Source organism: Pseudomonas putida (assembly GCF_001976065.1).
Taxonomy (GTDB): Bacteria; Pseudomonadota; Gammaproteobacteria; order Pseudomonadales; family Pseudomonadaceae; genus Aquipseudomonas; species Aquipseudomonas serbica.
Map to the genome: position 1 here is coordinate 119,665 of NZ_MNAH01000008.1, position 13,962 is coordinate 133,626.

A 13,962-nucleotide genomic window follows, 5' to 3' on the forward strand; every position below is an offset into this window, starting at 1 on the left:
GGTTACTAATTTGTACATGATTAGACAGGTACGATTCGACAAGAAACAACGGGTGGTCGACGAACTCATCCGGCGCATTGAAAGCGGTCTCATGGAGGACGGCTTTCATCTGCCAGGCGAGCATCAGTTGGCCCAGGAATTCAAAGTCAGCCGAGGAACCTTGCGTGAAGCGCTAGCCGAGTTGAAACGGCGTAACTACATTGCGACGCAAAGCGGGGTCGGTTCCATTGTCACTTTCGACGGCGTGGCACTGGATCAGCGCAGCGGCTGGGCCCAGGCCCTGGCCGACAGCGGCGCGCTGGTCAATACCGAAGTGCTGCGGCTGGAGGCGGTGACCCGTCCCGACCTGATGTCACGCTTTGGCACCGACCAATTCATCACCCTCGACCGTCGCCGCCGCTCCAATGACGGCACGCTGGTCTCCCTCGAACGCTCACTGATGCCCGCTACCGGAGGCCTGGAAAGCCTGCCGCGGGTTGGCTTGATCGATAACTCATTGACCATCACCCTGGCCGCCTATGGCTACATCGGCGAGCGCGGCGATCAATGGATCGGTGCCGAGCCGTTGAACGCCGAAGATGCCGAACTGCTGGGCCGTCCGGTCGGCACCGTTTTCCTCAAGGCCTTGCGCACCACTTATGACCGGCAACACCGCTTCATGGAGCAGGTGGAAAGCCTGCTCGACCCAGTGCATTTTCGTCTGCACCTGCAATTTGGACCTTCGAAATGACCGCGCTCGATCGTGCGCTTGGCGCGTTCTACGGCCTGGCCCTGGGCGACGCGCTGGGCATGCCGACCCAATCCCTGAGCCGCGCCGACATCAAGGCGCGATTCGGCGACATCACCGACCTTGAAGATGCTGGCCCCGATCAGCCGATCGCCGCCAATATGCCCAAGGGCTCGATCACCGATGACACCGAACAGGCAATTCTGGTTGGTCAGTTGCTGCTCGAAGGCAAAGGCCACATCGAACCCTCGGTGCTTGCACAACGCTTGATCGAATGGGAAGCGGTGATGCAGGCCAAGGGCTCGCAGGACTTGCTCGGCCCTTCGACCAAACGGGCGATCGAGATGATCCTCGCCGGCCATTCTGCCGAAGAAGCCGGGCGCTATGGCACCACCAATGGCGCCGCCATGCGTATCACACCGGTCGGGATTGCCGCGGACGTGGCCAACCCCGAGCGCTTCATCGCTGCCGTGGTGCAGGCCTGCCAGGTCACCCACAACACCACGCTGGGCATTTCCAGCGCGGCAGCGGTGGCGGCGGTGGTGTCCGCCGGGATCAACGGCATGGACCTGGGTGAGGCGCTGAACCTCGGCCAGCAATTCGCCCTGCAAGCCGAGGGTCATGGACACTGGGTGGCCGGCGGACGAATCGCTTCGCGCATCAGTTGGGCACGCAGCATCAGCGTCGACAGTGACAAGGCGTTGCTCGCCGACTTGCTGTACGACGTCATCGGCACCTCGGTGGCTTCGCAAGAGTCGGTGGTGGTGTCGTTTGCCCTGGCCCAGCAAGTGGCCATTGGCGAAATGAATGCCTTCGACGCACTGTGCATGGCCGCCAGCCTGGGCGGTGACACCGACACCATCGCGGCGATCCTGGGGGCGATGCTCGGGGCCTGCCTGGGGCTGGCGAGCTGGCCGGTGGCGATGATCGAGACGGTCAAAACCGTCAATGACCTGGAGCTGGAACCTTTGGTGCAAGGGCTTTTGGCCTTGCGTTGACTGGGCTGGCCTCTTCGCGAGCAAGCCCGCTCCCACATTGAATCTGTGCCATGCACATAATTTGTAGGCGCTGCGGATCAAGTGTGGGAGCGGGCTTGCTCGCGAAGGGGAGCGCCGCGTATTGAAGTTTTTCACCGGGATGTTGTGCCAACTCCCGTATTTGCCTACAACCACAAAAATGGCAACAGGAGCATTTTTTCATGAGTTCATCGAACGCCGGGCAGAACGCCGGGCAGCTGGAAACCCGCGGCATCGAGCCGGTGCCGGAAGCCGAGTGCAATGGGCATCCGCTGCAGCTGTTCTGGGTCTGGTTCGCCGCCAACATTTCCATCCTCGGCCTGCCGCTGGGTGCGACCCTCGTGGCCTTTCGCGGGTTGGCGATCTGGCAGGCGATCATCGTCGCTATCCTCGGTGCCGCCGGTTCTTTCGCGGTGGTCGGGATCATTTCCATCGCCGGTCGTCGTGGTCGTGCGCCGAGCCTGACCCTGTCGCGCGCCATCTTCGGTGTGCGCGGTAATATCGGCCCGACCCTGGTCTCGCTGATGTCGCGCCTGGGCTGGGAAACCGTCAACACCACCACCGCCGCGTTCGTGCTGCTGTCGCTGTGCTCGATCCTCTTTGGTTCGCCGGTGGAAGCGAAAAGCGCGCCGATGCTGACGCTGGTGTTCATCGCGATTTTCGTGCTGTTGACCTTGTCGGTCTCCGGCCTCGGTCACGCCACATTGCTGGTGATCCAGAAGTGGGCGACCTACGTGTTCGGTGCGCTGAACATCCTGGTCGGCGGCTTCCTCTGCGCCACCATCGACTGGAGCGCGGTGTTCAACGCCACGCCGGCACCGATGAGCGCGATGATCATTGGCATCGGCACCATGGCGGCCGGCACCGGGATCGGTTGGGCCAATGCCGGTGCCGACATGTCGCGCTATCAGCATCGCAGCGTCAAGGCCGTGCGCCTGGTGGCGTCGGCAGCGTTCGGCGCGGGCATTCCACTGGTGCTGTTGATCACCCTCGGTGGCCTGTTGTCGGTGGGCAACAACGACCTGGCCCAGGCCACCGACCCGATCATCGCCATCCGCGACATGCTGCCGACCTGGATGGCCGTGCCGTACCTGATCACCGCCTTCGGTGGCCTACTGCTGTCGAACAACCTGTCGGTGTACTCCGCCGGCCTGACCACGCTGACCCTCGGCCTGAAGGTCAAGCGCGTCTACGCCGTGGTGGTGGACATCGTGGCGATCTTCGCCGGTTCGATCTACTTCATGCTGATCGCCGACAGTTTCTACGGCCCGTTCATCACCTTCATTTCCCTGCTGGCGGTGCCGATCACGGCATGGGTCGGGATCTTCGTGGTCGACCTGATTCATCGGCATTACTACAGCCCCAAGGACCTGCTGGACGTCAGTCCGAGCAGCGCCTACTGGTATCGCGGCGGCGTCGAGTGGCGCGCGTTCGGCGCCTGGGCGCTGGCGATCGTGCTCGGTTTCAGCTTCACCACCATCGGCACCACGGCAGACAACACCTGGTTCAAGGGCTTCCTGTCCGACTCGTGGCTGGGGCATAACGGCCTCGGCTGGATCGTCACCTTTGTGGTTGCCGGTGGCATTTATCTTGTACTCGGCGGGGCGACGGACCGTCGTGCCGCGCTGGTCGAGAATGCTCATGCCTAAGATGCTGCACACCGGCCAGGTCATTATCGACCTGGTCATGGCCGTGGATAAATTGCCGCAAGCGGGGGGCGACGTGTTGGCGCAGTCCGCCAGTTTCCAGGCTGGCGGCGGTTTCAATGTGATGGCGGCCGCCCAGCGTAACGGGCTGCCGGTGGTCTACCTCGGTCGCCACGGCACCGGACGTTTCGGTGACCTGGCGCGTGAGGCCATGAATGCCGAAGGCATCCGGATCGGCATCGCTGATCCTGCCGAGCGCGATACCGGGCTGTGCGTGGCCATCACCGACGCTTCGGCCGAACGCAGTTTCGTCTCCTACATCGGTGCCGAAGGCGAGTTGACTGCCGAGGACCTGGGCAGTGTGCCGACCGAGGCGGGCGATTATGTCTACGTCAGCGGCTACAGCCTGCTGCACGTGGGCAAGGCACAACCGTTGGTGAACTGGGTGCTGACGCTGCCACAAGGCGTCAACGTGGTGTTCGATCCGGGGCCGTTGGTGGATTCGCCGGACGCGCCGCTGATGCAGGCTTTACTGCCGCGTATCGACGTGTGGACCAGCAACAGCGTCGAAGCGCTGAAAATTACCGACTCGACAGACATCGCTCAGGCGCTGGATGGTCTGCTCGGGTTTCTGCCGCGCAATGTGCTCATGGTCGTGCGTGACGGGCCCCAGGGATGCTGGATTGATCAGCACGGCGAGCGTCGACATGTACCGGGTTTCAAAGTGCAGGCGGTCGACAGCAATGGCGCTGGCGATGCTCATGCCGGCGTGTTCATGGCGGGGCTGGCGCAGGGGTTGTCGGCGTTTGATGCGGCGCAACGGGCGAATGCGGCAGCGGCGTTGGCGGTAACCCGGTGGGGGCCGGCGACTTCGCCTGGGGCTGCTGAGGTGGATGCTTTGATCCGCGAGACTTTCGGCGCCTGATCGGACGCCATCGCTGGCAAACCAGCTCCTGGTGGTGAACACATAATGGGTGAACACCATCGAACCCTGTAGGAGCTGGCTTGCCTGCGATGAGGCCATCAGAGCCAATGCAGGATTGGACTCTAGCCTGCCTTGCGCAGCGCCTCGATCAACGCCTGTTTGCGCATGCTCGACCGCCCCGGAATATTCTTCGCCCGGGCCTCCTTCATCAGGCTGTCCACGGTCTGCGCATCGCGCGAAGCCTTGCTGCTGCGCGAATGACCTTCACGGCTGGCCACTGCGCGTCGCGACGATTCCTTGCGATCCTCCGCCTTGGCACTGGCCGGCTTCTTGCGCCCTGAACCACCCGCACGTTCGCCGCCACCGGACTGTTTGTTCACAGTCGCCCAGGCACGCGCTTCGGCTTCGTCCTTGGACACGCCCTTGTGCTCATAGCTCTCTTCAATGTGTTCGGCCTTGCGTTTCTGCTCGGCGGTGTATTTGTCTTTGCTTCCACGAGGCATGGGATTTCTCCTGGCTTCTTGGTGGGTTCAAACATCCAGCTTGCGTGCCGCCTCAACGCCGGCAGCGCTGAGCTTGATCGGCAAGTTCAACGAATGTTCGCCGGCTTCGTTGCACACCACATTGCCGTGCTGGATCAGACCACGCTCTTGCAGTGTGGCGAGGGTACTGGCGACGATTTTTTCCCCCCGGTAATTGTCCAGCACCTCCTTGCCCAGGCCGCTGGGGTGGGCGTGCAGCAGACGGGTCAGGACTTCTTTTTCCAGGTTTTTATCGACGTTCATGGTTACCTCTTCGTTGCGATGGGTAGGTCGTGCGGCGAACTATTGGCTCACGCCCCCTAATGCGTCCGGGCCACCTTCGGTGGTGGTCGAGCCAATGCCGGGGGCGGCGTTATCGGGTGTCTTGGTATCGGGCAGGTTCAGACCGCCCTGTCGGCCGGTATCGTTGCCCTGGATGCGCGGATCTGTGCCGGTTGACGGCGGCAAGCTGTTGTCGACGCCCGTGCCGTTGGTGTTGATGCCGGGGGCGCTCTGGATGGCGGGGGCCTTGGGTGCTTCGACCGGGTTGGTCGGGCCTGTGCCGGAAGCGGTGGTGCCAGCAACGGCAAGTGGGGATAGCAGGACAGCGAGAGCGAGGGCGGTCAACCTGGGCGTGCGCATGGTGGTGTCTCCATCGATTTAGAGTCCTTACCTGATGTTGGTCCGCCCCCGTTTCGAATTGGTGCCTGATGAACGACGAACGGTTCAGGCTTGCTGCAATGACCGGGTCGCACTCAATCGACGCCAGATTAGCCGCCCCACAGTGATCAGCCAGTTGAGGCCGGCGACTGCCAGCACGGCGTACAGGAGCGTCGCCATGCCTTGCTCGACGATAATTTTCCCGGCGATCAGCGGGAAACCGAACACGCCGATGAAGTAAGACAGGCTGAACAGCAGCAAGGATTGCGCTGTGGTGCCGCTCGGCGCCTCATTAGCGGCCAGGCCGTTGATCACCGAATAGGTCAGGCCGTAACCGACCCCGAGCATCACCGCCGCCAGCACATAGCTCAAGCCATCGTCGACCATGAAACCGAACATCAGGATCGAGCCCATCATCAGGCCCGAAAGCAGGCACGAGGCGCGCAGCGGATCGCGCTTGACCACGAAGCCTGCGATCAGCAGGCGGCTGCTGATCGCTGCACCCATGAAACCGAGGAAGAACAGTGAATAGTCCAGTGAGCGCGCGGCGGCGTAGCTGGTCTGGAAACTCGACAGGCCACCAAAAACGCACCCGCCAAGGCCGACCATGACGATCGGCAGCGCCGCCCGGGACGACAGCACTTGCGCGGCGGCACGCCAGGAAATCCGCGACACGGCAGTCGAGGGCACGGCTGCTTGTTTCAGTTGGCGATCCAGTCGCCAGAACAGCAACACGCCCATCAGGCTGGCGAAGGCGGCCAGGTAAAACGCGACCGTCACCGGATAGCCAAGGGCACTGGCGGCACGACCCAGCAAGGGACCGCTGCCGATCCCGGTCATCATGCTGCCCGACAGCAGGGCAAAATATTTCGCCCGTTGCGCTGGCATCACCAGGCTGGCGACGATGATCGGCCCGAGGGTGTAGAACACGCCCCAGCCCAAGCCCAGCAGCAGCCCGAAAAACAGCAGCCAGTGGCCAATGCCCGGTGTCAGGGCAAAGCCCAGGCTGGCGGCCGCCAGCAACAGGCCGAACAGTGCCACCGAACGTGCCGCACCGAGCAGGTCGCACAGGTGACCGGAAACGATCACCGCAACGAAGGTGCTGAGCATCGCCGTCGAAATCACGCTGCCGGCATCGTGCTCGTTCCCCCCGCGGGAACCGATCAGCAAGGACAGCAAAAAAGTCGAGCCGTAGGACAGGGATAGCAAGTAGCTGGCCAGGCAAAACAGGCCGAACAACTTACTGGAGACTTGAGGTGTTGCAGTAGACATGACGCGGTTCCTTGACCCGATAGATACCCAGGGCCTCTATCTAACACGGCGGGCGGCAAGGATAGGTCCGAGGTTCGCGATGCGAGGGTTAGCGTCGGGCGGAGTAATGCCCGGGATGGCATTTTCATTTGCCATGTGACGAGCGCCACGCACCGCCTTAGTATGGCGTTTTCACTTTCTGACAAGGCACGTCCATGACGATCGAAATCCGCCCGGCGACCCCCAGTGACGCGCCGCAAATCCTCGCGTTCATCACTGAACTGGCCGACTACGAACGTGCTCGGCATGAAGTCATCGCCAGCGTCGCTGACATCGAACGCAGCCTGTTCAGCGAAGGGGCCACGGCCCATGGCCTGATCTGTCTGCGCGAAGGCGTGCCGATCGGATTTGCCGTGTTCTTCTTCAGCTACTCCACGTGGCTGGGCAGCAACTGCCTGTACCTCGAAGACCTGTACATCACGCCTGAGCAGCGCGGCGGCGGCGCTGGCAAGACCCTGTTGCGCCACCTGGCGAAAATTGCCTGTGCCAACGACTGCGGGCGCTTCGAATGGAGCGTGCTGGAGTGGAACACCCCAGCCATCGACTTCTACAAATCCCTGGGCGCGCAGCCGCAGGAAGAGTGGGTTCGTTACCGCATGGATGGCAAGGTGCTGAGAGAGTTCGCAGACGGTAATTAATCACGGCGTAAACCCATCTGTAGGAGCTGGCTTGCCAGCGAAGGCGACCTGAAGAGCAGCGCAGCACCTCAGGTAGGATCACCAGCAAGCCGGCTCCAGGGCTGTGTATGTTTCAAATATCGCAGAAATCAACGTCTGCGATTTTTTTTGTCTGAAATAAGAGTATCCCAATATATGGGAATGATATTTATATATTGAGATTTATCGGCGCCAAGGTTTATAGTCCGCTCACTCACTGCCAAAAACAGAACAGGTGAAGCGATGCAGGCGCAATTGATCGCGCTCGACTGGGGGACAACCTCATTACGTGCCTACAAACTTGCCGCGGGCGGCCAGGTGCTCGAACAGCGTTCGCTGTCGTCGGGGATCATGCAGTTGCCCAAGGCTGGGCGAATCATCAAGGGTCGCGAATGCACCGACGGTTTTGAACTGGCCTTCGACGAGGCCTGTGGTGACTGGCTCGACGAACAGCCCGACTTGCCGGTCATCGCCTGCGGCATGGTCGGCAGCGCCCAGGGCTGGCGCGAAGCGGCCTATCGCGACACACCGGCGAACGTCGCCAACCTCGGTACCTCCCTGCAAACCGTACGCAGTCTTCGCGGTGTCGATGTACACATCGTGCCGGGAGTGATTCAGCGTTCGCGCCTGCCGAACGTGATGCGCGGCGAGGAAACCCAGGTGCTCGGCGTGCTGCAGAACCTGGCGGGCGAGGCGGGTGCCGATCTGCTGATCGGCCTGCCGGGCAGCCATTCGAAATGGGTGGAAGTGGCCGACGGCTGCATCGTGCATTTCGATACCTTCATGACCGGCGAAATCTTCGCCGTGCTCAGCGAACACAGCATTCTGGGGCGCACCCAGCAACGCGGCGGGTCATTCGACGGCGATGCGTTCGATCGCGGCGTGCAAGTGGCGTTGTCGACGGACGGCGAAATCGGCCCCCTGTCGACCGTGTTCAGTGCGCGCAGCCTCGGCCTGACCGGTGAGCTCAGCGCCACGGCGCAAGTGGATTATCTGTCCGGCCTGTTGATCGGCCATGAACTGTCGGCCCTGGCCTGCGTGCAGCGGCATCGACGCAACAGCGTGCACTTGCCTTCGGTCGTCCTGATCGGCAATTCCCAACTGTGCAGCCGCTATGGCCGGGCGCTCGATGCCTGCGGTTTTGCCCGGGTGACCCTGGCCGAGCAGGCCACCGAACGCGGGCTGTGGCAGCTGGCAATGGCGGCCGGCCTGATCGCGTCCACTCAAAATCATTAAACCTGACTGGAGTCCTGACATGCTCAAGCAAGCACTGGCGCAAAACGGTCTGATCGCGATTCTGCGTGGCCTGCGACCGCAAGAAGCAGCCGCCATCGGCGAAGTCCTCTACGCGGCCGGATTTCGCGTCATCGAAGTACCGCTCAATTCCCCGGAGCCATACGAAAGCATCCGCATCCTGCGCAGCAGCTTGCCCGCCGATTGCCTGGTCGGTGCGGGCACGGTGCTGACGCCGGAGCAGGTTGAACAGGTCAAGGCGGCGGGCGGGCAGGTGATCGTCATGCCTCACAGTGATCCGAAGGTTTTGCGCGCGGCGAAAGCGGCCGGCCTGTATCTGTCGCCCGGTGTCGCCACCCCGACCGAGGCCTTCGCGGCGCTGGCCGAGGGCGCTGATGTGCTGAAGCTGTTCCCGGCCGAGCAGATGGGGCCGGCGGTCGTCAAAGCCTGGCTCGCGGTGCTGCCCGCCGGAACCCTGCTGGTGCCGGTCGGCGGCATCACCCCGGACAACATGCAGGTGTTCATCGACGCCGGCGTCAAGGGCTTCGGTCTCGGCTCCGGGCTGTTCAAGCCGGGCATGACCCCGGCGCAAGTGGCGGCCAATGCCAAGGCCTACGTCACTGCCTGGAAAGCCCTTCGCTAAGACTTTTTTGGCGCTGCGAGCGCTGCATCCATAAGAGAGACAAAAGATGAAAATCACCAAACTGACCACATTCATCGTTCCACCGCGCTGGTGCTTCCTCAAGGTCGAGACCGACGAAGGCGTGACCGGCTGGGGTGAGCCCGTGGTCGAAGGCCGCGCGCACACGGTTGCTGCCGCCGTTGAAGAACTGTCCGACTACCTGATCGGCAAAGACCCGCGCAACATCGAAGACATCTGGACCGTGCTGTACCGCGGTGGCTTCTACCGTGGTGGTGCGATCCACATGAGTGCCCTGGCCGGTATCGACCAGGCGTTGTGGGACATCAAGGGCAAGGCGCTGGGCGTGTCGGTCAGTGACCTGCTGGGTGGCCAGGTGCGGGACAAGATCCGCGTGTATTCGTGGATCGGCGGCGACCGCCCGGCCGACACCGCGCGTGCTGCGAAAGAAGCGGTCAGCCGGGGGTTCACCGCGGTGAAAATGAACGGCACCGAAGAGCTGCAGTTCCTCGATACCTTCGACAAGGTCGACCTGGCCCTGGCCAACGTCGCCGCCGTGCGTGATGCGGTGGGGCCGAACGTCGGCATCGGCGTCGACTTCCATGGCCGCGTGCACAAGCCCATGGCCAAGGTGCTGATGAAGGAACTCGACCCCTACAAACTGATGTTCATCGAAGAGCCGGTGCTCAGCGAAAACTACGAAGCACTGAAGGAGCTGGCGCCGCTGACCAGCACGCCGATCGCCCTGGGCGAGCGGCTGTTCTCGCGCTGGGATTTCAAGCGCGTGCTCAGCGAAGGCTACGTCGACATCATCCAGCCCGATGCTTCCCACGCTGGCGGCATCACCGAAACCCGCAAGATCGCCAACATGGCCGAAGCCTACGACGTGGCGCTGGCGTTGCATTGTCCGCTGGGCCCGATCGCGCTGGCGGCGTGCCTGCAACTGGATGCGGTTTGCTATAACGCGTTCATTCAGGAGCAAAGCCTGGGCATCCATTACAACGAGAGCAATGACCTGCTCGACTACGTGAAAGACACGCGGGTATTCGACTACGACAAAGGTTTCGTGAAGATCCCCAACGGTCCGGGCCTGGGCATCGAGATCAACGAGGAATACGTGATCGAACGCGCCGCAGTCGGCCACCGCTGGCGCAACCCGATCTGGCGCCATGCCGACGGCAGTTTTGCCGAGTGGTGAGTGCTGCCTGACCCACCACAAGCCCACTGTAGGAGCTGGCTTGCCAGCGAAGGGGTCTTTGAGTCTTGCTCCACACCTGAGACCGCCTTCGCTGGTAAGCCAGCTCCTACAGGGTTCAGCGCCAGTCTTTAGACCGACCTCAATAAACATAAAAAGAGGCACTCCCCATGCAACCGCAAACCCTCACCGGGCAGGCGTCGTTGGCGGCGCCCAGCCGCAAGCGTTTTTTCATCATGGTCCTGCTGTTCATCACCGTGGTGATCAACTATCTGGACCGCAGCAATCTGTCGATCGCCGCGCCAGCGCTGACCAGCGACCTGGGCATCGATCCGATCCACGTCGGCCTGATCTTCTCGGCCTTCGGCTGGACCTACGCCGCCATGCAGATTCCCGGTGGCTGGCTGGTGGACCGGGTACCGCCGCGTATCTTGTACACCGCCGCACTGCTGCTGTGGTCGATTGCCACAGTCATGCTCGGTTTCGCCGCCAGTTTCATCGCCCTGTTCGTGTTGCGCATGGCGGTCGGTGCACTCGAAGCACCGGCGTATCCGATCAACAGCCGCGTGGTCACCACCTGGTTTCCCGAGCGTGAGCGCGCCACGGCCATCGGTTTCTACACCTCCGGGCAATTCGTCGGCCTGGCATTCCTGACGCCGGTACTGGCCTGGCTGCAGCATGCATTTGGCTGGCACATGGTGTTTGTCGCCACTGGCGCGGTGGGCATTCTGTGGGCGGCGATCTGGTACGCGGTGTATCGCGAGCCACGGGATTTCAAAGGTGCCAACGAGGCCGAAATCGATTTGATCCGCGAAGGCGGCGGGCTGGTGGATATCCAGGCTGAACAAGCCAAGGTCAAGGCCAAGTTCAGCTGGACCGACCTGGGCATTGTCCTGACCAAGCGCAAGCTCTGGGGCATCTACCTCGGCCAGTTCTGCCTCAACTCGACGCTGTGGTTCTTCCTGACGTGGTTCCCCACCTACCTGGTGAAATACCGCGGCATGGACTTCATCAAGTCCGGCCTGCTGGCGTCGCTGCCGTTTCTCGCGGCGTTCGTCGGTGTGTTGTGTTCCGGGTTCTTCTCGGACTTGCTGATCCGTCGCGGCTACAGCGTAGGGTTCGCGCGCAAGTTGCCGATCATCAGTGGCTTGCTGATCTCGACCTCGATCATTGGCGCCAACTTCGTCGAGTCGACGCCGCTGGTGATTGCCTTCCTCGCGCTGGCATTTTTCGGCAACGGCCTGGCGTCGATCACCTGGTCGCTGGTGTCGACCCTGGCGCCGGCCCGCTTGCTGGGACTGACCGGTGGTGTGTTCAATTTCATCGGCAACCTGTCGGCCATCGCCACGCCAATCGTGATCGGCTTCCTGGCCAGCGGCGACTCCTTTGCCCCGGCCATCACCTATATCTCGGTTCTGGCGTTGATCGGGGCACTTTCCTACATCTTGCTGGTTGGAAAGGTCGAGCGTATCAAGTTGTAGTCGTGACCTGCGGGCGACCATAATGCCGCCCGTTCACTCGCTCAACGGTAAAGGCTGGATATGCAGGAAGACGCCCCAAAAATCGCCAAGGACGCCGCGCCCACCGGCACTCAGACCCTGCTTCGCGGTCTGGGTGTGGTTCAGGCCGTGGCCAGTGGCGCCCGCGACCTCAAGGAAATCGCCCGGTTGATCGGCACCACGCGCAGCACCACGCACCGCCTGGCCAGTTGCCTGGTGGACGAGCGCTATCTGCGGGTGGTACCGCAGGTCGGTTACCTGTTGGGGCCCAAGCTGATCGAGCTGGGGTTTCAGGCGCGCGAAGAGTTGCCGCTGGTGACCCTGGCCGGGCCGTACCTGGATGAGTTGTCGGCGGCCACCGGCGACACCATTCACTTGGCGATCCGCGAAGGCGACGAAGTGCTGTACCTGCACAAGAATCCGGGGCGCAACGGTCCGGAAATGCGTTCGCGGGTCGGCCATCGCATGCCGTTGGCGCGTACCGGGATCGGCAAGGCATTGATGCTCGATGACTCACCGCAGGAGTGGCAGCGCCTGTACGAAGTCAGCCTGCCGGTGGGTGGGAAAAATCTGTTCTGGCCGCAGCACCCGGAGCAGTCCTGGGAGCAGTTCCGGCAGCGCATGGTCGAGTATGTGGCCGGCGGCTACGCCTTCGACCTGGAAGACAACGAACCGTCTATCCGCTGCGTGGCGGCGCCGATCCGCGATGCCAGCAAGCGCATCGTCGCCGGCATCAGCATTGCCAGCACCGTGCCGTACATGCCGCTGGAAAAAATGGCCGAGCTGATTCCCCTGATCAAAGGGGTCACAGCCCGGCTCTCGGCGGAGCTTGGGCTCAAGGTTTAGACCTTGAGGGTCGCCATATCGATGACGAAGCGGTACTTCACGTCACCGGCGATCATGCGTGTGAACGCCTCGTTGATCTGGCGAATGTCGAGCATCTCGATGTCGCAGGTGATGTTGTGCTCGGCGCAGAAATCCAGCACTTCCTGGGTTTCGGCGATGCCGCCGATCAAGGAACCGGCCAGCACGCGACGGCTCATCACCAGTTTGCCGGCGTGCACCGGCGGATCCACCGGTTCGATCAAGCCCACCAGAATGTGCACGCCATCGAAGCGCAACGTATCAAGGTAGGGATTGAGGTCGTGCTGCACCGGAATGGTGTCGAGCAGGAAGTCGAAATGTCCCGCCGCGGCCTTCATCTGTTCGGCATCGGTGGACACGATGACGTGGTCCGCGCCCTGGCGGCGGGCTTCTTCCGCCTTGCTCGGCGAACGGGTGAACAAGGTCACTTCGGCACCCATGGCCTTGGCGAACTTGATGCCCATGTGGCCGAGGCCGCCCATGCCGAGAATCCCGACTTTGTCACCGGCCTTCACGCCATAGTGCTTGAGCGGCGAATAGGTGGTGATACCGGCACACAGGATGGGCGCGGCACTGGCCAGGTCGAGCTTTTGCGGAATGCGCACAACGAAGTGCTCGCTGACCACGATGCTATCGGAGTAGCCGCCCATGGTGTTGCTGCCGTCGACCCGGTCGGGGGTGGCGTAGGTCATGGTCGGACCTGCGAGGCAGTATTGCTCGAGGTCGGCCTGGCAGGCGTCGCAGCTGCGGCAGGAGTCAACCATGCAGCCAACACCGACCAGATCGCCGATTCTGTATTGGGTGACATTCGCACCAATGGCGGTAACTTTTCCGACGATCTCGTGGCCAGGCATCAAGGGGTAGACGGCAATGCCCCACTCGTTGCGTGCCTGATGGATGTCGGAATGGCACACGCCGCAGTAGAGAATCTCGATCGCCACGTCATCGGCCCGTGGGCTGCGACGTTGGAATTTCATTGGGGCGAGGGGCGTGGTGGCCGATTGGGCGGCGTATCCGATGGCGGTGTACATGGTGAACCTCGCAAAAGCGCTGACAAGTGAGGTGGCGC

15 protein-coding genes are annotated in these 13,962 nt (G+C 62.4%); 10 read left to right on the forward strand and 5 right to left on the reverse strand.

The features are described 5' to 3' along the window. Positions 1-16 precede the first annotated feature (16 nt). From BKX96_RS24285 to BKX96_RS24300, 4 genes are all read left to right on the forward strand, one after another. Positions 17-730, forward strand: coding sequence for a GntR family transcriptional regulator (locus BKX96_RS24285; RefSeq protein ID WP_046815957.1), 714 nt, complete (start codon positions 17-19; stop codon positions 728-730). Continuing rightward, positions 727-1,725: an ADP-ribosylglycohydrolase family protein gene (locus BKX96_RS24290; protein ID WP_077185649.1), complete on the forward strand. Its 999-nt coding sequence runs from the start codon at positions 727-729 to the stop codon at positions 1,723-1,725. Before BKX96_RS24285 ends, BKX96_RS24290 begins: the two co-directional genes overlap by 4 nt. A gap of 200 nt (positions 1,726-1,925) precedes the next feature. Further along, positions 1,926-3,392: a purine-cytosine permease family protein gene (locus BKX96_RS24295; protein WP_077185650.1), complete on the forward strand. Its 1,467-nt coding sequence runs from the start codon at positions 1,926-1,928 to the stop codon at positions 3,390-3,392. Next, complete coding sequence (locus BKX96_RS24300) at positions 3,385-4,314, forward strand: PfkB family carbohydrate kinase (protein ID WP_077185651.1); 930 nt, start codon at positions 3,385-3,387, stop codon at positions 4,312-4,314. The genes BKX96_RS24295 and BKX96_RS24300 overlap by 8 nt, the downstream gene beginning before the upstream one ends. A gap of 122 nt (positions 4,315-4,436) precedes the next feature. Here the strand turns inward: BKX96_RS24300 and BKX96_RS24305 are convergent, their stop codons facing one another. The 4 genes from BKX96_RS24305 to BKX96_RS24320 all read right to left on the reverse strand — a co-directional run bounded on the left by BKX96_RS24305 (position 4,437) and on the right by BKX96_RS24320 (position 6,767). Continuing rightward, complete coding sequence (locus tag BKX96_RS24305; protein ID WP_046815961.1) at positions 4,437-4,817, reverse strand: Rho termination factor N-terminal domain-containing protein; 381 nt, start codon at positions 4,815-4,817, stop codon at positions 4,437-4,439. Between the two features lie 27 nt (positions 4,818-4,844). Continuing rightward, complete coding sequence (locus BKX96_RS24310; protein WP_046815962.1) at positions 4,845-5,099, reverse strand: hypothetical protein; 255 nt, start codon at positions 5,097-5,099, stop codon at positions 4,845-4,847. Positions 5,100-5,138: 39 nt separating this feature from the next. After that, a complete protein-coding gene (locus tag BKX96_RS24315; protein ID WP_046815963.1) occupies positions 5,139-5,477 on the reverse strand; it encodes a hypothetical protein in 339 nt (112 codons plus the stop codon). A gap of 84 nt (positions 5,478-5,561) precedes the next feature. Further along, positions 5,562-6,767: an MFS transporter gene (locus tag BKX96_RS24320; RefSeq protein WP_077185652.1), complete on the reverse strand. Its 1,206-nt coding sequence runs from the start codon at positions 6,765-6,767 to the stop codon at positions 5,562-5,564. Between the two features lie 194 nt (positions 6,768-6,961). On the opposite strand from BKX96_RS24320, the gene BKX96_RS24325 reads away from it, so the two are divergent. The 6 genes from BKX96_RS24325 to BKX96_RS24350 all read left to right on the forward strand — a co-directional run bounded on the left by BKX96_RS24325 (position 6,962) and on the right by BKX96_RS24350 (position 12,875). Further along, positions 6,962-7,444: a GNAT family N-acetyltransferase gene (locus tag BKX96_RS24325; RefSeq protein ID WP_046815965.1), complete on the forward strand. Its 483-nt coding sequence runs from the start codon at positions 6,962-6,964 to the stop codon at positions 7,442-7,444. A gap of 261 nt (positions 7,445-7,705) precedes the next feature. Continuing rightward, positions 7,706-8,698, forward strand: coding sequence for a 2-dehydro-3-deoxygalactonokinase (locus tag BKX96_RS24330; protein WP_046815966.1), 993 nt, complete (start codon positions 7,706-7,708; stop codon positions 8,696-8,698). A gap of 19 nt (positions 8,699-8,717) precedes the next feature. Beyond that, positions 8,718-9,338 carry a 2-dehydro-3-deoxy-6-phosphogalactonate aldolase gene (locus BKX96_RS24335; RefSeq protein ID WP_077185653.1) on the forward strand — a complete coding sequence of 207 codons (621 nt, stop codon included), beginning with the start codon at positions 8,718-8,720 and terminating at the stop codon, positions 9,336-9,338. A 46-nt stretch (positions 9,339-9,384) separates the two neighbouring features. Then, positions 9,385-10,533 carry a galactonate dehydratase gene (gene dgoD, locus BKX96_RS24340; protein WP_077185654.1) on the forward strand — a complete coding sequence of 383 codons (1,149 nt, stop codon included), beginning with the start codon at positions 9,385-9,387 and terminating at the stop codon, positions 10,531-10,533. Positions 10,534-10,700: 167 nt separating this feature from the next. Further along, a complete protein-coding gene (locus BKX96_RS24345; RefSeq protein ID WP_046815969.1) occupies positions 10,701-12,011 on the forward strand; it encodes an MFS transporter in 1,311 nt (436 codons plus the stop codon). Positions 12,012-12,071: 60 nt separating this feature from the next. Continuing rightward, a complete protein-coding gene (locus BKX96_RS24350) occupies positions 12,072-12,875 on the forward strand; it encodes an IclR family transcriptional regulator (protein ID WP_046815970.1) in 804 nt (267 codons plus the stop codon). Here the strand turns inward: BKX96_RS24350 and BKX96_RS24355 are convergent. Beyond that, on the reverse strand, positions 12,872-13,924 hold the full coding sequence (locus BKX96_RS24355) for an NAD(P)-dependent alcohol dehydrogenase (RefSeq protein ID WP_046815971.1): 1,053 nt from the start codon (positions 13,922-13,924) through the stop codon (positions 12,872-12,874). The genes BKX96_RS24350 and BKX96_RS24355 overlap by 4 nt on opposite strands. Positions 13,925-13,962 lie beyond the last annotated feature (38 nt).

Coding starts and splice junctions, on each gene's coding strand:
- BKX96_RS24285 (WP_046815957.1), top strand. CDS start 17: ATGATTAGACAGGTACGATTCGACAAGAAACAACGGGTGGTCGACGAA.
- BKX96_RS24320 (WP_077185652.1), bottom strand. CDS start 6,767: ATGTCTACTGCAACACCTCAAGTCTCCAGTAAGTTGTTCGGCCTGTTT.
- BKX96_RS24305 (WP_046815961.1), bottom strand. CDS start 4,817: ATGCCTCGTGGAAGCAAAGACAAATACACCGCCGAGCAGAAACGCAAG.
- BKX96_RS24300 (WP_077185651.1), top strand. CDS start 3,385: ATGCCTAAGATGCTGCACACCGGCCAGGTCATTATCGACCTGGTCATG.
- BKX96_RS24315 (WP_046815963.1), bottom strand. CDS start 5,477: ATGCGCACGCCCAGGTTGACCGCCCTCGCTCTCGCTGTCCTGCTATCC.
- BKX96_RS24355 (WP_046815971.1), bottom strand. CDS start 13,924: ATGTACACCGCCATCGGATACGCCGCCCAATCGGCCACCACGCCCCTC.
- BKX96_RS24295 (WP_077185650.1), top strand. CDS start 1,926: ATGAGTTCATCGAACGCCGGGCAGAACGCCGGGCAGCTGGAAACCCGC.
- BKX96_RS24325 (WP_046815965.1), top strand. CDS start 6,962: ATGACGATCGAAATCCGCCCGGCGACCCCCAGTGACGCGCCGCAAATC.
- BKX96_RS24335 (WP_077185653.1), top strand. CDS start 8,718: ATGCTCAAGCAAGCACTGGCGCAAAACGGTCTGATCGCGATTCTGCGT.
- BKX96_RS24350 (WP_046815970.1), top strand. CDS start 12,072: ATGCAGGAAGACGCCCCAAAAATCGCCAAGGACGCCGCGCCCACCGGC.
- BKX96_RS24330 (WP_046815966.1), top strand. CDS start 7,706: ATGCAGGCGCAATTGATCGCGCTCGACTGGGGGACAACCTCATTACGT.
- dgoD (WP_077185654.1), top strand. CDS start 9,385: ATGAAAATCACCAAACTGACCACATTCATCGTTCCACCGCGCTGGTGC.
- BKX96_RS24290 (WP_077185649.1), top strand. CDS start 727: ATGACCGCGCTCGATCGTGCGCTTGGCGCGTTCTACGGCCTGGCCCTG.
- BKX96_RS24310 (WP_046815962.1), bottom strand. CDS start 5,099: ATGAACGTCGATAAAAACCTGGAAAAAGAAGTCCTGACCCGTCTGCTG.
- BKX96_RS24345 (WP_046815969.1), top strand. CDS start 10,701: ATGCAACCGCAAACCCTCACCGGGCAGGCGTCGTTGGCGGCGCCCAGC.